Annotated in this window: 18 protein-coding genes and 1 tRNA gene; 10 read left to right on the top strand and 9 right to left on the bottom strand. The window is 55.5% G+C overall.

Annotated features, from left to right (window positions below; genetic code table 11):
- The first annotated feature begins 2 nt into the window (after positions 1 to 2).
- The 4 genes from Q0903_RS16390 (at position 3) to Q0903_RS16375 (ending at position 4339) form a co-directional block, all read left to right on the top strand.
- On the top strand, positions 3 to 1037 hold the full coding sequence (locus Q0903_RS16390; protein ID WP_299417114.1) for a cysteine synthase A: 1035 nt from the start codon (positions 3 to 5) through the stop codon (positions 1035 to 1037).
- On the top strand, positions 1034 to 3463 hold the full coding sequence (locus Q0903_RS16385) for a DUF3772 domain-containing protein (RefSeq protein WP_299417112.1): 2430 nt from the start codon (positions 1034 to 1036) through the stop codon (positions 3461 to 3463). Before Q0903_RS16390 ends, Q0903_RS16385 begins: the two co-directional genes overlap by 4 nt.
- Positions 3460 to 4179, top strand: a complete 720-nt coding sequence (locus Q0903_RS16380; RefSeq protein WP_299030544.1) for an alanyl-tRNA editing protein — start codon at positions 3460 to 3462, stop codon at positions 4177 to 4179. Before Q0903_RS16385 ends, Q0903_RS16380 begins: the two co-directional genes overlap by 4 nt.
- Before the next feature lie 70 nt (positions 4180 to 4249).
- Positions 4250 to 4339, top strand: a tRNA-Ser gene (locus Q0903_RS16375).
- Between the two features lie 129 nt (positions 4340 to 4468).
- Here the strand turns inward: Q0903_RS16375 and Q0903_RS16370 are convergent.
- Complete coding sequence (locus Q0903_RS16370) at positions 4469 to 4681, bottom strand: hypothetical protein (protein ID WP_299417110.1); 213 nt, start codon at positions 4679 to 4681, stop codon at positions 4469 to 4471.
- Between the two features lie 284 nt (positions 4682 to 4965).
- The gene (locus tag Q0903_RS16365) at positions 4966 to 5535 is read right to left on the bottom strand and encodes a DUF882 domain-containing protein (protein WP_299030541.1); all 570 of its coding nucleotides are present in this window, start codon (positions 5533 to 5535) and stop codon (positions 4966 to 4968) included.
- Between the two features lie 343 nt (positions 5536 to 5878).
- Here Q0903_RS16365 and Q0903_RS16360 point away from each other — a divergent pair, with 343 nt between their 5' ends.
- Genes Q0903_RS16360 through Q0903_RS16340 form a run of 5 tightly spaced genes read left to right on the top strand, consistent with a single transcriptional unit; the run spans position 5879 to position 10514 of the window.
- On the top strand, positions 5879 to 7495 hold the full coding sequence (locus tag Q0903_RS16360) for a L,D-transpeptidase family protein (RefSeq protein ID WP_299417108.1): 1617 nt from the start codon (positions 5879 to 5881) through the stop codon (positions 7493 to 7495).
- A gap of 33 nt (positions 7496 to 7528) precedes the next feature.
- Positions 7529 to 8620 (top strand): UDP-3-O-(3-hydroxymyristoyl)glucosamine N-acyltransferase, encoded by a 1092-nt coding sequence (gene lpxD, locus Q0903_RS16355; protein ID WP_299417106.1) that lies wholly within the window; start codon positions 7529 to 7531, stop codon positions 8618 to 8620.
- Positions 8621 to 8654: 34 nt separating this feature from the next.
- Entirely contained in the window at positions 8655 to 8918 is a 264-nt protein-coding gene (locus Q0903_RS16350) for an acyl carrier protein (RefSeq protein WP_299030533.1), read from the top strand.
- Entirely contained in the window at positions 8915 to 10123 is a 1209-nt protein-coding gene (locus Q0903_RS16345) for a beta-ketoacyl-[acyl-carrier-protein] synthase family protein (RefSeq protein ID WP_299030532.1), read from the top strand. The genes Q0903_RS16350 and Q0903_RS16345 overlap by 4 nt, the downstream gene beginning before the upstream one ends.
- A gap of 1 nt (position 10124) precedes the next feature.
- The gene (locus Q0903_RS16340) at positions 10125 to 10514 is read left to right on the top strand and encodes a VOC family protein (protein WP_299417103.1); all 390 of its coding nucleotides are present in this window, start codon (positions 10125 to 10127) and stop codon (positions 10512 to 10514) included.
- 58 nt (positions 10515 to 10572) lie between these two features.
- On the opposite strand, the gene Q0903_RS16335 is transcribed toward Q0903_RS16340, so the two are convergent.
- Entirely contained in the window at positions 10573 to 11193 is a 621-nt protein-coding gene (locus Q0903_RS16335) for an invasion associated locus B family protein (protein ID WP_299030529.1), read from the bottom strand.
- 495 nt (positions 11194 to 11688) lie between these two features.
- On the opposite strand from Q0903_RS16335, the gene Q0903_RS16330 reads away from it, so the two are divergent.
- Positions 11689 to 13281, top strand: coding sequence for a helicase HerA-like domain-containing protein (locus Q0903_RS16330; RefSeq protein ID WP_299417101.1), 1593 nt, complete (start codon positions 11689 to 11691; stop codon positions 13279 to 13281).
- A gap of 108 nt (positions 13282 to 13389) precedes the next feature.
- Here Q0903_RS16330 and Q0903_RS16325 read toward each other — a convergent pair whose 3' ends face one another.
- From Q0903_RS16325 to Q0903_RS16300, 6 genes are all read right to left on the bottom strand, one after another.
- A complete protein-coding gene (locus tag Q0903_RS16325) occupies positions 13390 to 14727 on the bottom strand; it encodes a branched-chain amino acid ABC transporter permease (protein WP_299417099.1) in 1338 nt (445 codons plus the stop codon).
- A complete protein-coding gene (locus Q0903_RS16320; protein ID WP_299030522.1) occupies positions 14724 to 15737 on the bottom strand; it encodes a branched-chain amino acid ABC transporter permease in 1014 nt (337 codons plus the stop codon). Before Q0903_RS16320 ends, Q0903_RS16325 begins: the two co-directional genes overlap by 4 nt.
- Positions 15737 to 16195: a GNAT family N-acetyltransferase gene (locus Q0903_RS16315; RefSeq protein ID WP_299417208.1), complete on the bottom strand. Its 459-nt coding sequence runs from the start codon at positions 16193 to 16195 to the stop codon at positions 15737 to 15739. Before Q0903_RS16315 ends, Q0903_RS16320 begins: the two co-directional genes overlap by 1 nt.
- A 2-nt stretch (positions 16196 to 16197) precedes the next feature.
- Complete coding sequence (locus Q0903_RS16310) at positions 16198 to 17016, bottom strand: ABC transporter ATP-binding protein (RefSeq protein ID WP_299030520.1); 819 nt, start codon at positions 17014 to 17016, stop codon at positions 16198 to 16200.
- Positions 17017 to 17131: 115 nt separating this feature from the next.
- Positions 17132 to 17914, bottom strand: a complete 783-nt coding sequence (locus Q0903_RS16305) for an ABC transporter ATP-binding protein (protein WP_299030519.1) — start codon at positions 17912 to 17914, stop codon at positions 17132 to 17134.
- Between the two features lie 126 nt (positions 17915 to 18040).
- Positions 18041 to 19234 carry an ABC transporter substrate-binding protein gene (locus tag Q0903_RS16300; protein ID WP_299030517.1) on the bottom strand — a complete coding sequence of 398 codons (1194 nt, stop codon included), beginning with the start codon at positions 19232 to 19234 and terminating at the stop codon, positions 18041 to 18043.
- Between the last annotated feature and the right edge of the window lie 61 nt (positions 19235 to 19295).

Raw genomic sequence — 19295 nt, 5'->3', positions numbered from 1 at the left:
AGATGCATGTAGCGCGCGATCTGGAACAAGCAGTAGGCAATACGCCCCTGATCAAATTGCGTGCGGCCAGTGCGCTGACAGGATGCGAGATTTACGGCAAGGCCGAGTTCATGAATCCCGGACAATCGGTGAAAGACCGTGCGGCGTTGTTTATCATTCGCGATGCCATCGCGCGCGGCGATCTAAAGCCGGGTGGCACAATTGTAGAAGGTACGGCTGGAAATACGGGCATTGGATTGGCGTTGGTAGGGGCCTCGATGGGGTTCAAATCTGTTATTGTCATTCCCGAGACCCAATCGGAAGAAAAGAAAACCATGCTGCGCCTTGCAGGGGCGGAGCTGGTGGAAGTGCCCGCCGCACCGTATCGCAACGTGAACAACTTTATCCGGTACTCCGAACGGCTGGCCAAGGCGTTGGCGCGCTCCAGCAATGAGGGTGTGATTTGGGCAAACCAGTTCGACAATACCGCCAACAGACAGTCCCACATCGAAACCACGGGTCCCGAAATATGGGCGCAGACGGACGGCAAGGTCGACGGGTTTATCTGTGCCGTCGGTTCGGGTGGTACGCTGGCAGGGACGGCGATGGCGTTGCAGCCAAAGGGCGTAAAGATCGGTCTTGCTGATCCTGATGGTGCAGCCCTGTATAGCTATTACACCAAAGGAGAGCTGGCGACAGAAGGCGGGTCAATCGCAGAAGGCATCGGTCAGGTCCGCATCACGCGCAATCTTGAAGGGTTTACGCCTGATTTTGCCTATAATATTCCCGATACGGAAGCACTGCCTATCGTGTTTGATATGCTGGAGCATGAGGGATTGTGCCTTGGTGCATCCTCGGGGGTGAATATCGCAGGTGCCATCCGCATGGCGCGCGAAATGGGGCCAGGTCATACGATCGTGACGATCTTGTGCGACTATGGCACGCGCTATCAGTCCAAACTGTTCAATCCTGCATTCTTGCGTGAAAAGAACCTGCCTGTTCCTGCATGGCTGGACCGTGCGCCGACTGATGTACCATCGGTTTTCGAGGACGTATGATCCGAGCCCTGCAAAGGGCGATCCGGCCTGCGCTGATCGCGGTAATGTTGCTCTGCGCGTCGGTGTCTGGCGCGCAAGACCTAACAGAAGTAGATTTGGCGAATTGGAACGTCATTGCTACACGCTCAGAAGCAGCAGTTGACGATCCTGATACCGCCAACGAGGCGTTAGAGGCGTTACGTGCGCAAATTGTGACCTACCGCGAAGCATTTGCAACCTCACGCGGAATAAATGCGACGCGCATCGCGAGCTTGCGGGATCAATTGGCCCTTTTGGCACCGGCCCCTACGGACGGAGAGGCCGCACCAGAGGCTGCCGAAATCGCGCAAAAACGTGCGGAACTCGAAGAGCAGCTGGCGACATTGACAGCACCCGCACAGGTTGCCGATAGCGCTTTTGCCCGTGCTGACGGGTTGGTGGGCGAGATTGATGCAATCTTGCGCGAGCGGCAGACCGAAGCTTTGTTCGAAGTGATCGAGACACCGCTCAATCCCGTATTATGGCCGAGTGCAGTGCAAACCTTGCAAGGTGCCGTGTCTCAGCTTTGGGTGCCGAGTGCAGCGCGTGAAGTTGTCGCCCGCCGCGCAGAGCTGCGCCGCAATATCCCTTTGATCCTTCTGTCGTCACTTGCGGGTCTGGTTTTGATCCTTCGTGGGCGGCGCTGGTCAAAGCTGATTGTCGGGCGCCTGCGTAAGAATGGCGCACGCGGCATCGGAATTTGGCGGTTTGTTCTGTCGTTGCTGCGCATTTTGTTGCCCCTAGCGGGACTGGCGCTGCTAACATTTGCTGCCCACCGGACCGGATATCTGGGCGAACGGGGTGAGCAACTCGTTGTGCTGATACCGATACTGGGCGGGGTCATGCTTGGCTTTCGCTGGGTTGCAGAGCAGGTTTTTGCACGCGAAGAAGACGAAGCACTGCTGGTTCTGGATGAAAAAGACCGTACCGAAGCGCGGTTCTGGGTGAGTGGCATTACGCTGTTCATGATTTTTGACCTCCTTTTGTTGAGTATTCTGGAACTGGATCAAAGCGATACGGCCACCAAAACTGTGGTGAGCTTTCCCTTCACGCTGATGATTTGCTATTCCGTCTACCGGATTGGGCGACTGCTGCGTCGCTACGGCACCGAAGTCGTAGAGAATGAGGATGAGGAAACCACCCGTGCCAGTACGTTGGCACATCTTGTGCGCAGTCTGGGAACAGCAGCGATCACTGTAGCGATCGCCGCGCCTTTGCTGCAGGCCGCTGGGTATTATAACGCGGCGACGTTTCTGGTCCGTCCTACAGTTCTTTCATTGGTTATTCTTGGGCTGGTGCTGGCACTGCAACGGTTTGGGGCCACGGTATACGGTGCCATCACGGGGCAGGGTCAACAGGCCCGCGAGGCGCTGTTGCCTATCTTCATCGGGCTTATTCTTTTGCTGTGTGCAATGCCTGTACTCGCCCTTGTCTGGGGGGCGCGTGTTGCTGACCTGACCGAGATTTGGGACACGTTCCGCCGCGGCTTTGCTCTTGGCGACTCTCGTATATCTCCTACAGATTTTTTGACTTTCACTTTGATTTTTACGGTAGGTTATTTGGCGACCCGTTTGGCCCAAGGGGCGCTGAAAACCAACGTTCTCCCTAAAACCAAGATCGATAAAGGCGGGCAGAACGCGATTGTTTCAGGCCTTGGCTATGTCGGTATTTTCACGGCCGCGCTTTTGGCGATCACGGGCGCGGGGATTGATCTCAGCTCGCTTGCGATCGTGGCGGGAGCCCTGTCCGTTGGCATTGGGTTCGGCCTTCAGAACATTGTATCCAACTTCGTGTCGGGGATCATTCTATTGATCGAGCGTCCGATTTCAGAGGGCGACTGGATCGAAGTGAGCGGTGGGCAGATGGGCTATGTGCGCGATATCTCTGTGCGCTCGACCCGCATCGAGACGTTTGACCGCACGGATGTGATCGTACCGAATGCTGATCTGGTGAGTGGGACGGTTACGAACTACACCCGCGGCAATACGCTGGGCCGTGTGATTATCCCGATTGGTGTGGCTTATGGGACTGATACGAAACGGGTCGAGGCGATTTTGCAAGAGATTGCAAATGACCAGCCTATGGCGTTGGCAAATCCGGCGCCGACTGTGCTGTTCGTAAATTTTGGCGCTTCGTCGATGGATTTTGAAATTCGTATGTTTTTGCGGGACGTCAACTGGATGATGGTCGTCAAAAATGATGTGAACCATGCAATCGCTAAACGGTTCATGGAAGAGGGCATCGAGATACCCTTTGCACAGCAGGACATTTGGGTGCGCAATCCGGAGGCACTGGGCGCGCAACCAAACACGAATGCTCCGGAAAGCCGGACAGCGCCACAACCAGAATCCGTTCAGAACGCAGATGAAACAACGCTGGATGCCGCAAAAGGAGAAGGCGACCGATGACACATATGCTCTTTCGGGATGATCCTTACTTGCGCGATGCGCCTGCTCGGGTGATTGCGCATACTGTTGAGGGCGGTATCGTTCTGGACGCCACTGTTTTTTATCCCAAAGGTGGCGGCCAACCAGGCGATAGCGGTTGGCTGGAATGGGACGGTCAGCGGCTTTCTATAGCAACAGCAGTAAAGGGCGAGGGCGGCCATATCGTTCTTGTCCCGTCAGAGCCATTGGCCCTGCCGCCCGTGGGGGCACATGTGGTGCAACAGCTTGATTGGGATCGCAGGCACAGGCATATGCGCGTGCATACGGCACTCCATCTGCTGTCGGTAGCTGTTCCTTTCGGGGTTACAGGAGGCTCTATTTCGGCGACGCATGGGCGGCTTGATTTCGACATGCCCGATGCTCCTGACGACCGCGCCGCATTGGAGGACCGTCTGAACGCCTTTGTCGAGCAAGACGCGCGGGTGAGCGACGGATGGATAACCGAAGAAGAGTTGGAAGCCGCGCCTGAGCTGGTCAAGACCATGGCCGTCAAGCCACCGCGCGGTGCAGGCGATATCCGCCTGGTTCGTATCGGTGAAGAGAGCGACTGGGTAGACCTTCAACCCTGTGGCGGCACCCACGTCGCAAGAACAGGCGAGATTGGCGCGTTGCGGCTAGGAAAGATTGAAAAGAAGGGCCGGATGAACCGCCGGATTTACCTGCATCTCGACAGTTGAATGTTTGCACGTCTTTGGCTTCATTTCGTGCTTGCGCTTACGCACAGTCCCTTGTTAAAGACCCCCCAATGGATCGGTGGCCGAGTGGTCGAAGGCGCACGCCTGGAAAGTGTGTAGGCGGGAGACCGTCTCCAGGGTTCGAATCCCTGTCGATCCGCCACTACCCCTTTTGTTTTAACTAGCATTCTACCGTGCAAAGTTATTTCTGTTGGTAAATATGTTTGCTGGTGCATGGCAGAAACAAGTCAGTGCGCCACTTTTTTGGTACTGCCCGTACCGCTGGCGGTGTTCACAACCCATTCGCCGCATGCGCACTATTGCGAACACCAGCCGTCACTACACGTAACCCCAAGAAGCCCTCACGAAACAGCTTGATCCCGTTGCCTGTGCGCGGTGGTGGTCCAGCACTGACGATAGCGACGTCGATCGGCGCGTACAGTTGGTCGTCGGCCACTGATGTGTGACCAAAGTCCGAGAGGGCAGCTTCGACGCCTTCGTTCACGTCTGCAGGCCGTGTGACATCCCAAGCGCCAACGGGATCCGGAACTGGAATAAAAAAGAACTCAAAGCGCAGAAATGAACTCTTGCGCGGGCTTCGATCAACCGCGCCTATTTGCTCCGGTATCGCAGGGATCAGGACACTGGACCCGATTTCTAAATCCCATGATACCTGCACGCAATTTACGCGATGAAGGGTATATACATCTACCTACAATTTGGGACTGTCTCACCCACGAAAAAAGCGCCCTAGGGCGCTTCTGTCTGGTTGATCGTTCCTGCCGAGGCTTAGCGACCCCAGGTACGGACGGTACCGCAATCCATATGCACAAAGTTCGACCCGGAGTAGCTGCCAACACCACCGCCGCGGCAAACAGCAGCCGCTTTGGCGATCTGGCGTACCGAGCGGGAATTCAAACGCAGGTCAGCGGCCTGACCACGCATGTGAAGAGAGTTCTTGGCAACCCCGCGTGAGCGGGACCGTAGCATCGCATTGGTTTTGGGGCTGCGATAACCAGACAACAGCATGTAAGGCTCGTCAGCGTCCATAAGGTTATGGGCTGCGGCCATAATGTCGACAGTGCGCAGGTCCATTTTCTTTACGTCATTGGTGCGCCAATCCCGCATGAAGTAGTTCACTTCTTTCACGGCATCGCGGATGTACTTGCCTTCGATCCAGTAGATCATGTCAATCCGTTCACCGGTGCGACCAGAGTACATCTTGATGCGGCGGATATCGCCACCGCCGCGCAGAAAGCCTGCTGCATTCGAATACGTCGGGGCTGCTGTTACTACTGTCGCCGCGAACGCGCCAAGAAGGCCGCGTCGGGTCATGCCCGAAATGTTGCTTGCTGTCATACTATCTGTCCCGTTTCTTGCCCAAGTGAGGCGTGCCTGTGGATCCTGCCAATGTGCCCATGATGTTACACGGACCTTATTTTCATCTCCCCAGATGCCTTATCTCTATTGCATAGAGAAAAATTGGAACCAAGAGGTGAATCAGTTCTGATGAGATTGTCGGGAATTTTCGGCAATTTCTTGCGCATTTGTAGTTGATGTTGCGGCATCGCAGCGAGGGCAGGTGACCTTTAGGCGACAATAACAGCAGAATTCCGAATAATCTCTTTTTTGTGAATGGACTTAGCGTGCTGCATTCACGAAAACTTGTCCCAAGGGAACTTACATTTTCAGGAAGAAATTTATGCTGCCAAAGTTTGATATCTTCACCGCTCCACGGTCAGTCGCTCTTGCGCTGGCTTTGGGGGTACTATTTGTCGCAGGTCCACAGCCGGCAGATGCGCAAGTCACTGCATTCAAACAGGCTGTCGCCGAGACTGGTTCGCGCGATGATGATATTGCGAAATTTTACCGCGCCCAGAACTTTGAAGGTGTCTGGACGGGAACCGATCCAATACATGAGGCCCGCCGCGCAGCATTGATGGATGCGTTGCGCCGTGCGGGCGACCATGGTTTGCCTGTCGCGCGCTACGGTGTTGAGGCACTTGAACGGAAAATGGCCTCCGCGCGCTCCGCCCGCGATCTGGGCATTGTAGAGGTTGAGCTGACGCGCGTCTTTCTGCAGTACGCCCGCGACATCCAAAGCGGCGCTTTGGTTCCTCAAAAGGTAGTGAGCGCGATCAAGCGGGAGGTCACTTACACAGACCGCGCGGAATTGATCTCGGGTTTTTTATCTTCTAGCCCAGCAGCTTATCTGCGTGGTCTGGCGCCCCGCACGATGGAGTATGCTGCTCTGATGAAGCAACGCATGCTGCTTGAGGAACAATCCCAGCGGGGCGGATGGGGTCCTACCGTCAACGCCAGCTCGCTCAAACCGGGCGCATCAGGGGCTGCCGTAATTGCATTGCGTAACCGTTTGATGGTCATGGGTTTTCTTGAGCGTTCCAATGCCAAAACCTATGACGCCGCGATGACCGAGGCCGTCGACAAGTTTCAAAAAGCGCATGGCCTGAATGCTGATGGTGTCGCGGGCAGCGGCACGATCAAACAGGTTAATATCGATATCAATACGCGCCTGAAATCAGTCCTTGTCGCCATGGAGCGGGAGCGTTGGTTGAGCAAAAAACGGGGCAACCGTCATATTCTTGTTAATATCCCAGATTTCACAGCCAAGATCGTCGACAACGGCCGTGTCACATTCGAGACGCGTTCGGTTGTTGGGGCAAACAAATCTGACCGCCCAACACCAGAGTTTTCGGATGTGATGGATCACATGGTGATCAATCCCAGCTGGTATGTGCCACGCTCGATTATTGTGGGAGAGTATCTGCCCGCGCTGCGCCGCAACCCGAATGCAGTGCGCCACATCGAAATCACAGACCGCCGTGGGCGGGTGGTGAACCGCTCGGCAGCGAACTTTGCCAAATATACTGCGCGCAATTTTCCTTACTCCATGCGCCAGCCTCCCAGCCGCTCGAACGCGCTGGGGCTGGTGAAATTCATGTTCCCAAACAAATACAACATCTATCTGCATGATACGCCTGCAAAAAATCTGTTTAGCCGCGAAGTGCGGGCCTACAGCCATGGATGTGTACGCCTGAATGATCCGTTTGATTTCGGCTATGCGTTGCTGGCCGTGCAAGAGGACGACCCAAAGGCATTCTTCCAGTCGCACCTGCGCACTGGTCGCGAGTCGCGGGTGAATCTGGACGAGCCTGTTCCGGTGCATCTGATCTACCGAACTGCCTATACAGACGCACGTGGGAACCTGAACTTCCGCCGTGATGTTTACGGCCGCGATGCACGTATTTGGGATGCGCTGCAAAAGGCAGGGGTGGAACTTAACCGCGTTCAGGGGTAAATCTGCGCGCAACCTTGAGAGGGGACGCGCGACATGACCCATACCGTAAAAGACATTGCAGTGGCGCTGGGGGCAGAGGCCTTTGGCGCCACTGATATTTTGGTGCGCCGCGCAGCTGAACCTGCAAGTGCGGGCCCCGATGATCTCGCCCTCGCCATGAACCCGAAGTACGCCGAAAGCCTTGGCGAAGGGGAAGCGCGCGCTGCAATGCTTTGGGAGGGGGCCGATTGGCAGGCACTCGGGCTGGAAGCCGCAATAATCGCTCCGCGCCCGCGCTACGCTATGGCTGGCCTTACTCGGATGCTGGATGCGGGGCAGGGGTTTGTGCAGGGGGTTCATCCGACTGCCTTTGTTGATCCACAAGCTGTTCTGGGTGATGGTGTTAGCGTCGGGCCGCTTGCCGTCATCTCCGCAGGTGCACGGATCGGTGCGGGCAGTGTCATCGGGCCACAGTGTTTCATCGGCTGGAATGCGACACTGGGTGAAGGCGCCTATCTACGGGAAGCGGTCAGCATTGGCGCCCGTGTCACCATCGGCGTACGGTTTATTGCCCAGCCGGGTGCGCGTATCGGCGGCGACGGGTTTTCGTTTGTGACTGCAGAGCCATCCAGTGTTGAAAGTGTGCGTAAAACACTGGGCGATCAGGGCGATGCAAAAGCCCAAGACTGGACGCGGATCCATTCACTGGGATCTGTCCGTATCGGGGATGATGTGGAGATCGGTATGGGGGCCACGATTGATTGTGGCACCATCCGCGACACGATGATCGGCGATGGCACCAAGCTGGATAACCAAGTGCACATGGGCCATAACGTAGTGATCGGGCGCAATAGTTTGATTTGCGGTCAGGTCGGAATCGCGGGCTCAGCCACCATCGGTGATAATGTCGTACTGGCGGGCCAATGCGGTGTGAACGACAATATCTTTGTCGGCGACGGCGTGATCGCGGGCGGTGGCACAAAGCTGATGTCGAATGTACCGGCAGGCCGAACCATGTTGGGCTATCCCGCCACGCAGATGGACAAGCAGGTCGAAGGCTACAAAGCACTGCGCCGTTTGCCGCGTCTGATGCGCGACGTTGCGGAACTGAAAAAGATGGTTTTCAAATCCTCGACAGATACCTAAATGCAATCCGCACATGCGGAAAGGAATCCCAGCCATGAACGTACAAGATCAGGTCATTGCCATCATCGCCGAACAGGCCGTGCTGGAGCCTGAGGACGTAACACTGGACAGTACGCTTGAGAGCCTCGGAATAGACAGTATGGGTGTGGTCGAAAGCATCTTCGCGATTGAAGAAGCGTTTGATATCACAGTGCCTTTCAATGCCAACAAACCGTCCGAGTCTGATTTTGATATCACATCGGTTGCAACCATCATCGCAGGGATAGAGCGGCTACGGGCCGAGCAGTCCAGCGCATGAAGCGCGTCGTCATCACGGGCGCGGGTACAATCAACGCTCTGGGTCACAATGTGCCCGATACCTATGCCGCTATGCGCGAAGGTATCTGCGGGATAGGCCCGCTGGATTTTCGCGATGTAGAGCGGTTACAAATACGCATTGGCGGGCAGGTCAAAGGTTTCGAGGCCGAAGGTAGATATAACCGCCAGCAGATATCGCTCTATGATCGCTTTACCCAGTTCACGCTCGCAGCGGCACGTGAAGCGATTGAGCAATCGGGCCTTGTGTTCACAGGCGATCTGGCCGCCCGCTCGGGAGTGGTTCTGGGAACCGCGGGTGGTGGCGTAAGCACATGGGACGACAACTATCGCGCCGTCTATGAAGAGGGCAAAAACCGCGTGCATCCTTTTGTGGTGCCAAAATTGATGAACAACGCTGCCGCCAGCCACGTCAGCATGGAATGGAACCTCAAGGGGCCGTCTTTCACAGTATCAACGGCATGCGCTTCCTCAAACCACGCTATGGCGCAGGCGTTTGCGATGGTGCGTTCTGGCATGGCACCGGCCATGGTGACTGGTGGATCGGAATCCATGCTGTGCTTTGGCGGTGTCAAAGCATGGGAAGGGTTGCGCGTGATGTCGCGCGATGCCTGCCGCCCGTTTTCGGCGAACCGTAATGGCATGGTACAGGGTGAAGGTGCAGGTATTTTCGTTTTCGAAGAGTATGAGCATGCCCGTGCAAGAGGGGCCGATATTTTATGCGAGTTGGCTGGTTTTGCCATGTCCTCGGATGCTTCGGATATCGTTATGCCTTCCAAGAACGGTGCTGCGCGCGCGATGGCAGGTGCATTGGCGGACGGGCGCATTGACGCCTCCGAGGTCGGGTATATCAACGCACATGGCACAGGTACGGCAGCCAATGACAAAACCGAATGTGCCGCTGTCGCTGATGTTTTTGGCCAGCATGCCGACCGCCTGATGATCTCATCAACCAAATCCATGCACGGACACCTGATCGGCGGTACAGGGGCTGTTGAACTGCTGGCCTGCATAATGGCGCTGCGGGACGGTGTCATCGCCCCTACAATTGGCTATGAAGAACCCGATCCTGAATGTGCGCTGGATGTTGTACCGAACACCGCCCGCGAGGCGCAGGTGGATGTGGCGCTGAGCAATGCGTTTGCATTCGGTGGGATGAACGCGGTTGTCGCCTTGCGCCGCATCTGACATGAGCCAGACCATTGCCCATATCGCCCTTGTAGTGCGCGATTACGACGAAGCAATTGCATGGTATCGCGACGTATTAGGGTTTGAATTAGTCGCAGACGAATACCAGCCCGAGCAGGATAAACGCTGGGTCGTGGTGCGCCCATCAGGGGGTGGCACTTCGCTGCTTTTGGCGCGGGCAAGCACGAATGATCAGGCCGAATTTATCGGCAATCAAGCGGGCGGACGCGTAATGATGTTTCTGCAAACCGATAATTTTGACCGTGACTATCAGAGTTACCGAGACCGCGGTGTGCGCTTCGTCCGCCCGCCAACGGTTCAGCCCTATGGCAAGGTCGCGGTTTTCGAAGATCTCTACGGGACCAAATGGGATCTAATCCAGTTCTCGTAATCCATAAAAAAAGCCGCCCGAACACTGGGGCGGCTTTCTAACTTGGTCGCGGAAACGGTTACTGGTTCAGAACCGATACTTTGTCATAGGATGCTGTGAACCCTTCGAGTGACATGGTCAGGATGACTTTCTGGTCGGGGGCCAACGCGGGCACAATCGTCATCTTGGCTTCGTTACCACGTTTGAACGCAGACACGTCCTCTGCAGTCAGGCCCAGACGTACGTAACAGCCAACAGGGTTACAGAACGCATATGGATAACGCCGCGCCTTGCCACCGTCGATTGAGATGGTCAGCTGCTGGGGCAGTGCGGTTTCAAGCGGTACGATAATGGTCGCGCCGGAAACTGCTTTGCCGCCAGAGGGCAAGCGGAACAGAGATACCTCGGCAACTGGCGCGTCTTGGTCGTCTTTCATGAGTTGGTACATCTGGCAGGGCTCTTCGCCTTCTTCCACCTTGATGCACCGCATTTCCCATGCGCCGATTGTCTCACGCGTGTAAGGCTGGCCGATTTCAGCCTCTTTGTTCTCGTCATCTGCAAAGCTGAGCTGATCCTCTACCGAAGTGGAGGCAGGCGCGTTTTCGTCCGTTGTTACCGTTACAGTCTGTGCAAAAGCCGAAACAGGTGCAAAAAATGCAAGAGCCGCACAAATTGGCAGAGCTGTCAAAAATCTGTTCATGGGAAATCCGTCGTTTCATTTCTGTTACCTTCGCATACCACTCCGAACAGGGGATGTCAGGGGGATTGCGGCGCCGTTTGCGTACCCTTTGGCATTTTTCTGCTTAGAGTGCTGCCGCCTGTAACAATTGAAATGTGCCAAATGCCCAGACACAAAAAAAGAGGACGCTAGCGGCCCTCTTCTTTCGGTATTTTCATACTCCCTGCCGGACTGTGCCGACTTATTGAGGTAACGATATGCAAGCGGCGCTACGTGGTCAACAGGAAAAGGAAGAAACTTTTGCCATTGAAATTCAACCATTTGGTCAAAAATAAGATGAAAAAAGTGCCGTACCCGAAGGTACGGCCAGTCTGACAGGGAGGAAGTGTCGAACGGTCAAGGACATTTGTCCGTCCGACAAATTCACTATGGCGTACAAAGGTTAAGTAAGTATGCTCTCGCGGGGCGCTTTGCACAGGCCAGAGCGGCGGAATTTGGTAACAGGAGCGTTTGATCGTGAGTTCTGATCTTTTCATCGGGGGCGGCGGGCCAGACTATGGCACGCAGCAGTTTTTATCTCTCAAATACGCGAACCGCCACGGGCTGGTTGCAGGGGCGACAGGTACGGGCAAGACGGTCACACTCCAGATCATGGCAGAGGGTTTTGCGGATGCTGGCGTGCCTGTCTTTCTATCGGATGTGAAAGGCGATCTGAGCGGTTTGGCGGTGGCAGGCGATCCCGCGCACAAACTGCACGGGCCCTTTACCGAGCGGGCAGAAAAAATCGGATTTACCGATTTCAAATATGATGCTTTTCCAGTCACCTTTTGGGACTTGTTCGGGGAGCAGGGACACCCTGTCCGCACAACTGTATCTGAGATGGGACCGCTTTTGCTGGCGCAGTTGCTCGGGCTGACAGAGGCGCAAGAGGGCATTCTGAACATCGCTTTCCGCGTCGCAGACGAAGATGGCATGGCGCTGCTGGATCTCAAAGACCTGCAGGCATTGCTGGTCTGGATTGGAGAGAACGCCAAAGAACTCTCGCTGCGCTACGGGAATGTCTCGACCTCATCCATCGGGGCCATCCAGCGTCGCCTTCTGGTACTGGAAAATCAAGGTGGAGCTAAATTGTTCGGGGAGCCGGCCTTGGCCCTATTGGATCTGATGCGCACGGATGCAGACGGGCGCGGGATGATCAATATTCTTGCTTCTGACCAACTGATGGGCGCGCCAAAACTCTATGCGACGTTTCTGCTGTGGCTGCTCTCCGAGCTGTTTGAGGAACTGCCCGAAGTAGGTGATGCGGATAAACCCAAACTCGTCTTCTTTTTTGACGAGGCTCATCTGCTGTTTGACGACGCCCCCAAAGCATTGGTCGACAAGGTAGAACAGGTAGCAAGGCTGATCCGCTCAAAGGGTGTTGGTGTCTATTTCATTACGCAAAACCCTGCTGACGTGCCCGAAGATATCCTCGGGCAACTGGGCAACCGCGTCCAACACGCCCTGCGCGCCTTTACCGCCAAAGACCAAAAAGAGCTGCGGCTTGCGGCCCAGACCTATCGTGACAATCCGGCCTTCAGCACCGAGGAAGCAATCCGCGAAGTTGGGGTTGGCGAGGCAGTCACATCCATGCTTCAACCAAAGGGCGTGCCAGGGGTGGTCGAGCGTACATTGATCCGGCCGCCGTCTTCCCAATTGGGACCAATATCGGATGCGCAGCGCCGTGCGTTCATGGCGTCTTCGGCTATGGCAGGCAAATACGATACTCCTTTGGACCGCGAAAGCGCCTTTGAAATTCTGCGGGGCCGCGCCGAAAAAGCAGCCGCCGAGGCAGAGGCTGCCGAGGCGGCTGTCGAAAAGGCAGAAGCAGATGCAAAAGCGGCCAAAACAGCAGCTGCACAAACCCCATCGCTGCGCGAGTTCAAGAAGGCGCGGCGCTACGCAGGCAAAACAACCGAAGCGCCACCACGTCGTACAAGCAGCCGCCGCGTCCCGGCAGGCGAGGGGATTGGCGGTGCGATCGCCAATGTGGTCATCAAAGAGTTAAAGGGCACAACAGGGCGCCGCATTGTTCGCGGCATTCTCGGCGGATTGTTCAAAGGCCGTTGACCCGAACCAAAGAGGGCGCGCCGACATCTTGTCAAAGCGCGCCCTCCGTCTTCTTTATTTTTCCTTTAAACTCAATCCTGCAGGAAACCCACGTGATCCTGTCAGCCTTTATTTCTCCGGTATCAGCCCGCGCGGGCTAAATCGCAGTACAAGGATCATTATCACCCCCATGGTCATCAGGCGCATTTGTGCGGCACTGTCGATCAGATGGGCGCGCAGCCAATTGTCCTCGGCCATACCAGATGTGATGATATCCATGATGAACAGGCCAATAGGCTCCACCTGCACCCATAAGAACCAGATCAGGAAGCCGCCAAGGATTGCACCCAGATTGCTGCCTGATCCGCCAACGATAACCATGACCCATATAAGGAAGGTAAATCGCAACGGCTGATAGGTGCCGGGGGTCAGCTGTCCGTCAAGCGTTGTCATCATCGCACCGGCAATACCACAAATTGCAGAGCCCAGAATGAACACCTGCAAATGGCGTGCTGTCACGTCTTTGCCCATCGCTTCGGCCGCAACTTCGTTATCGCGGATCGCGCGCAGCATCCGCCCCCAAGGCGAATTCAGCGCACGCTGCGTAAGCCAGAAAATGATCCCCAGTACGATCGCAAATAGGGCTGCATAGAGCAGCTTTACAAAAATCGTCGAACCTTCGACAGGGTCAAAGCCCATCGAGGCCGCACGTTCGACAAAGGCGGCAGAGTTCTGAAGATCAAGCTCGTAGGGAACAGGGCGCGGCACACCGACCACGTTCTTCACACCGCGTGTCAGCCAGTCTTCGTTTTTCATGACAGCGATGATGATCTCGGCAATGCCAAGCGTCGCAATCGCGAGGTAATCCGATCGCAGGCCTAGCGCCGCTTTGCCGATCAGCCATGCAGCACCTGCGGCAAACAATCCACCCACGGGCCATGCGATCAGCATGATCCACCCGTTGTCACGGTAAGTGTCCGCTGTGCCCGGGTTCAACCCGCCCAAATAGCCGGTTGCCGCCGGGTTCACGTCTTCGATCAAACCGACAGAAGGGTCGAGAAAGCCGCGAAATACAAAAAAGCCAAAGATAAGAATTGCCGTTATCGCAAGGCTGCGGTTCCGCCCGGCTGCCATACGTTTGTAGGCAAATACTGCTGCAACAATCGTTCCCGCACCCAGAACCAGCGCCAGAATAACGCCGGGTCCGCCAGCGTTGAACGCACCAGGTGTTGCAGGCATACCGATCAACACAGCAGCGAGGCCACCCAGAGCAACAAAACCCATGACACCGACATTAAACAGTCCGGCAAACCCCCATTGAAGGTTCACACCCAAGGCCATAATCGCCGAGATCAACCCCATGTTCAGGATGAACATTGCGTTGTTCCATCCCTGAAAAAAGCCCGAGATGATGATCAACGTGAACACCAGCGCAAAGAGCAGCAAATTTTTCACAGTATCGGTCATGTTGTGGACTGCCCTTTAAAGAGGCCCGTAGGCTTGAACAAAAGCACGATCAGCAAGATCACAAAGCTTACGGCAAATTTATAATCGGTAGACAAAAGCTGCACGAGGCCCGAAGGCTCAAGGCTTTCCGGCATCAAATACACAAGGATTTTCTTCCATGCGTAGGTGATTGTCACCTCTGAAAAGGCGATCACAAAGCCGCCCGCAATCGCCCCGAGCGGGGAGCCGATGCCACCAACAACTGCCGCCGCAAAGATGGGCAGCAGCAATTGGAAATAGGTGAATGGCTTGAACGACTTGTCCAATCCGTAAAGCGTGCCCGCAATGGTAGCCAGCGCTGCAACGATGATCCATGTCAGCATGACAACCCGCTCGGGGTTGATGCCCGACAGCAGCGCAAGATCCTCGTTATCGGAATAGGCGCGCATGGATTTTCCCGCGCGTGTCTTGTTCAGGAACCAGAACAGCAATGCCACAACTATCACTGCGGTAATGACAGTTATCACCTGTGTTGTCTTGATCGACATACCTTCATCAAGGCCAGTCAACGTCTTGAAATCTCGTGCCGAAATAATGAACCGCGGCCCGTCGGAAAAGCTCTGGTCATCGGGCCCGATGATAAACCGCACAACGCCGTTCATCACAAACATCACACCCATCGAGACGATCACGAGGATCACAGGCTTTGCCTTTTGCACGCGGTAGAACTTATACACCGCGCGGTCGGTGATAAGAACCAGCACGATGCAGCCCAAAATACCAAAGGGCAGGGCCAGCAATGCAGTGGGAAGTGGCCCAAGGCTGATCCCAACCGACTGCATCCACCATGTCACCAGAATGGTCACCATGGTCCCGAACGCCATAGTATCCCCATGTGCAAAGTTCGAGAACCGCAGGATACCGTACACCAGCGTCACCCCGAGCGCACCAATGGCCAACTGGCTGCCATAAGCGATGCCGGGGATCAGGACAAAGTTGCACAGGGCAACAATTGCATTAAGAAAATCCATCAGAGTGTAAGCTCCATATACCTGCTAAAAGGCGCGTTGGCCTCATATGTGCCAAACGCACCGCAATCGCGAAACCCATGTCGTTCATACAGACGGTGCGCTGCATCCAGACCTGTTCCTGTCTCCAGCCGTAGTACAGGCAAGTTCTGCCGTACTGCTTCCGTCTTGATCTGTTGTAACAGCGCTTCAGCGATGCCGCGGCCGCGCGCATCAGGATCGAAAAATATCGATTTCAGCTCACCATAGTCACCCCGATTGGCCAAGGCGGCACAGCCTAACGTACTCCCACCGTCTTTGGCACTGAAGAAGCTGACATCGGGTTGGCAAAGGCCTTCTATAGAAAGAAAATGATTTGCTTCCGAGGGAAACAGCGTGCGCATCAGATCATGACTGGCTTGCAGCAGAGCACGCGTATCAGGCTGGGTTGGGTCGGCTTTTTTTATTGTCAAAGCTACCATCATCAGCCCCCCAAAAAGCTCTTGCGAACTTCGGGATCAGCCAGCAATTCCTTGCCCGTCCCCGTAAACGCATTCGCGCCCTGCACCAAAACATAGCCTTTGTCCGCAATCTCAAGCGCTTGGCGCGCGTTCTGCTCAACCATCAGGATCGGAATACCCGTCCGCGCCACCTCGATAATCCGGTCAAACAGCTCGTCCATGACAATGGGAGAAACCCCTGCGGTTGGCTCGTCCAGCATCAAAACCTTAGGCTGGGTCATCAGCGCGCGGCCCACCGCCACTTGCTGGCGTTGCCCGCCAGACAGCTCGCCTGCGGCTTGGTTGCGCTTGTCCTTGAGGATTGGAAAAAGATCATAGATTTGCGCAATCGTCTCGCGGTAATCATCACGGCGGATAAACGCACCCATCTCCAGATTTTCCTCAACCGTCATAGAGGTGAAGATATTTGAGGTCTGCGGCACAAATCCCATGCCCTTGCTCACCCGCGCTTGTGGGCTGAGCCCTGTAATATCCTCTCCGTCCAATTTGACCGAGCCTGAGCGCACATCGAGCATTCCGAAGACGGCTTTCATAGCCGTCGATTTACCAGCGCCATTCGGACCGACAATCACAGCGATTTCGCCCTTATCCACAGCAATTGTGCAGTCATGCAAAATATCGGGCCCTTTTCCATAACCGCCCGTCATTGTGTCCCCGATCAGAAACGGTCCTCCAGGCGAAGCATGGCTCTTCCCGCTTGCCTTTGGCATTACCGAACCTTGCCCCTTCGGATTTCCAACCGACAAATCCTTGTTCCCGCGGTCGCTATATCCGTCGCTCATCGCAGCGCTCCCGTATGCAAAAGGTCTTCTTTATTTTTCCTATAAACTCTGGGGTTTGGGGCAAAGCCCCAAGACAGCTGCCCCGAGCAGAACCGTGTGCATTCATGCTGCGACATCACGCCCCCACCTGCTCTTTGTTTTTGAGACCCGTGCCTAGGTAGGCCTCGATGACCTGCTCGTTCGCTTTGATCTCGGGCAGGGTGCCGGTGGCCAGCACGCGGCCTTCGGCCATGCAGATTACCGGATCACACAAGCGGCCGATAAAATCCATATCATGCTCAATGACGACAAAGGTATAGCCGCGCTCTTTGTTCAAGCGCAGGATCGCATCGCCGATCGTGTTGAGCAGCGTCCGGTTTACGCCAGCACCGACTTCGTCGAGAAATACGATTTTGGCATCCACCATCATGGTGCGGCCCAGCTCCAGCAGCTTTTTCTGCCCGCCAGAAATCTGTCCAGCCTTTTGGTCCGCCAGGTGTTCGACGGTGAGAAATTCCAGCACTTCGTCCGCTTTCGCGCGCAGGGCGCGCTCCTCGTCGGCGATGCGTTTGCGGCCAAACCATGTGTTCCACAATGTCTCGCCCGACTGACCACCGGGAACCATCATCAGGTTCTCTCGGCAGGACATGGAATGAAACTCATGGGCGATCTGGAAGGTGCGCAACAAACCCTTATGGAACAGCGTGTGGGGCGGTAATCCTGTGATATCTTCGCCTGCCATGGTGACAGTGCCGGAAGTGGGCTGAAGAACGCCCGCGATCACATTGAAAAGTGTCGTTTTTCCGGCGCCGTTCGGCCCGATCAATCCGGTGATAGAGCCTTCTTCGATAGTCAGGCTCGCACCATCTACGGCATGAAATCCGCCGAAATGTTTGTGCAAATCGTCTACGACGATCATATGTTTTATCCCCGTCCTATGGCCCATGTTGATAAGCATGTCGTTGCATGCAGGCCTGTCCCTTGTGAAAACAGCCCGAGGTATCCCTCGGGCTGTTCCATACTGTAACCCCTTGCGGGGGCAGTCTTATTTAAAGCCGACTGTTTCGTTTTTGCCGTCTTTTACTTCGATCATGCGGTAGGAACCGGCGGATTCGCCAGGCCCGATCAGCTCAACAGCCGATGCGCCGACATAGTCGATGTCAGTCCCTGCTTTGATCAGCTCAAGCGCCTTTGCAAGTTCACCTGGGAAGATTTGCTCGCCCGGTGCGTTTGACACATGCAAGATGTGGTCTTTGTATACCGCTGGGTCGGTGGACCCTGCTGCTTGCATTGCCAACAACAGCAGTGCTGCCGCGTCATAGCTTTCAGGTGTGTAAGGTGATGCACCCAAGAAGCCGGCCTCTTCTGCCATTTTCTCGAATGTCTCGATGCCTGTACCCTGCGAGCCGGCAATCTGGCCGTAAGAGCCGTTGAGGTCCGGACCGATGTTTGCAGGCAGTGCTTCGCCGATCATGCCGCCGGGCAGACCAAACTGCTCCCAAGCGCCAGCATCCAGTGCTGCTTTGATAATGCCAGCACCACCTTGGTCGAGGTAGCCTGCAACAACAAGTATATCACCACCAGCAGATGCAAGTGCGCCTACTTCAGCCGAGTAGTCGGCTTTGCCGTCTTCGTGCGCTGCAACGATAGTGACTTCGCCGCCGATTGCTTTGAACGAAGATTCAATCGCGTCTGCAAGACCCTTACCATAGTCATTGTTGGTATAGGTCAGGGCGATGGATTTCACGCCACGCTCTTGCAGGATTTCTGCCATGACCTGACCTTCACGTGCATCCGATGGGGATGTGCGGAAAAACAGACCGTTGTCTTCCATCGTTGTCAGACCGGGCGATGTAGCGGAGGGCGAAATCATGACCATACCGTTGGGAATGGCGACGTTCTGCAAAACAGCACCTGTCACACCCGAGCAGTCGGAGCCTACGATGCCCGCAACGCCATCAGCGATCAGACGCTCGGCGTTGGACACAGCCAGACCGTTGTCGATGCAGCCTGAGTCAACGCGCATTGCTGTGGCTTTCATGCCGTCCAGCAACATGCCGCTTTCGGATACTTCGTTGATTGCCAGTTCGGCACCATCGGCCATGTGGCCTGTCAGCGATTCAATCGGGCCGGTAAAGCCGAAGTGAATACCGATTTTAACTTCTTTTGCGTGTCCGTCGGCGAAAGCGCCGGTCGCGACAAGTGCTGCAGCCGTTGTGGCCATAAGCATCTTTTTCATGTGTCTCTCCCATGTTGGAACGTAATGTTCGCCGCACAGACTAAGCGGCGGTTGAAGAAAA

Source organism: uncultured Sulfitobacter sp. (assembly GCF_947502895.1).
GTDB lineage: Bacteria > Pseudomonadota > Alphaproteobacteria > Rhodobacterales > Rhodobacteraceae > Sulfitobacter.
Note: the sequence above shows the minus strand (reverse complement) of the source record. Positions and strands in the feature narration are given on the sequence as shown.

Excerpts from the sequence above, each read along its gene's own strand:
- Q0903_RS16390 (WP_299417114.1), top strand. The coding sequence starts at position 3 with ATGCATGTAGCGCGCGATCTGGAACAAGCAGTAGGCAATACGCCCCTG.
- Q0903_RS16385 (WP_299417112.1), top strand. The coding sequence starts at position 1,034 with ATGATCCGAGCCCTGCAAAGGGCGATCCGGCCTGCGCTGATCGCGGTA.
- Q0903_RS16380 (WP_299030544.1), top strand. The coding sequence starts at position 3,460 with ATGACACATATGCTCTTTCGGGATGATCCTTACTTGCGCGATGCGCCT.
- Q0903_RS16365 (WP_299030541.1), bottom strand. The coding sequence starts at position 5,535 with ATGACAGCAAGCAACATTTCGGGCATGACCCGACGCGGCCTTCTTGGC.
- Q0903_RS16360 (WP_299417108.1), top strand. The coding sequence starts at position 5,879 with ATGCTGCCAAAGTTTGATATCTTCACCGCTCCACGGTCAGTCGCTCTT.
- lpxD (WP_299417106.1), top strand. The coding sequence starts at position 7,529 with ATGACCCATACCGTAAAAGACATTGCAGTGGCGCTGGGGGCAGAGGCC.
- Q0903_RS16350 (WP_299030533.1), top strand. The coding sequence starts at position 8,655 with ATGAACGTACAAGATCAGGTCATTGCCATCATCGCCGAACAGGCCGTG.
- Q0903_RS16345 (WP_299030532.1), top strand. The coding sequence starts at position 8,915 with ATGAAGCGCGTCGTCATCACGGGCGCGGGTACAATCAACGCTCTGGGT.
- Q0903_RS16340 (WP_299417103.1), top strand. The coding sequence starts at position 10,125 with ATGAGCCAGACCATTGCCCATATCGCCCTTGTAGTGCGCGATTACGAC.
- Q0903_RS16335 (WP_299030529.1), bottom strand. The coding sequence starts at position 11,193 with ATGAACAGATTTTTGACAGCTCTGCCAATTTGTGCGGCTCTTGCATTT.
- Q0903_RS16325 (WP_299417099.1), bottom strand. The coding sequence starts at position 14,727 with ATGACCGATACTGTGAAAAATTTGCTGCTCTTTGCGCTGGTGTTCACG.
- Q0903_RS16320 (WP_299030522.1), bottom strand. The coding sequence starts at position 15,737 with ATGGATTTTCTTAATGCAATTGTTGCCCTGTGCAACTTTGTCCTGATC.
- Q0903_RS16315 (WP_299417208.1), bottom strand. The coding sequence starts at position 16,195 with ATGGTAGCTTTGACAATAAAAAAAGCCGACCCAACCCAGCCTGATACG.
- Q0903_RS16310 (WP_299030520.1), bottom strand. The coding sequence starts at position 17,016 with ATGAGCGACGGATATAGCGACCGCGGGAACAAGGATTTGTCGGTTGGA.
- Q0903_RS16305 (WP_299030519.1), bottom strand. The coding sequence starts at position 17,914 with ATGATCGTCGTAGACGATTTGCACAAACATTTCGGCGGATTTCATGCC.
- Q0903_RS16300 (WP_299030517.1), bottom strand. The coding sequence starts at position 19,234 with ATGAAAAAGATGCTTATGGCCACAACGGCTGCAGCACTTGTCGCGACC.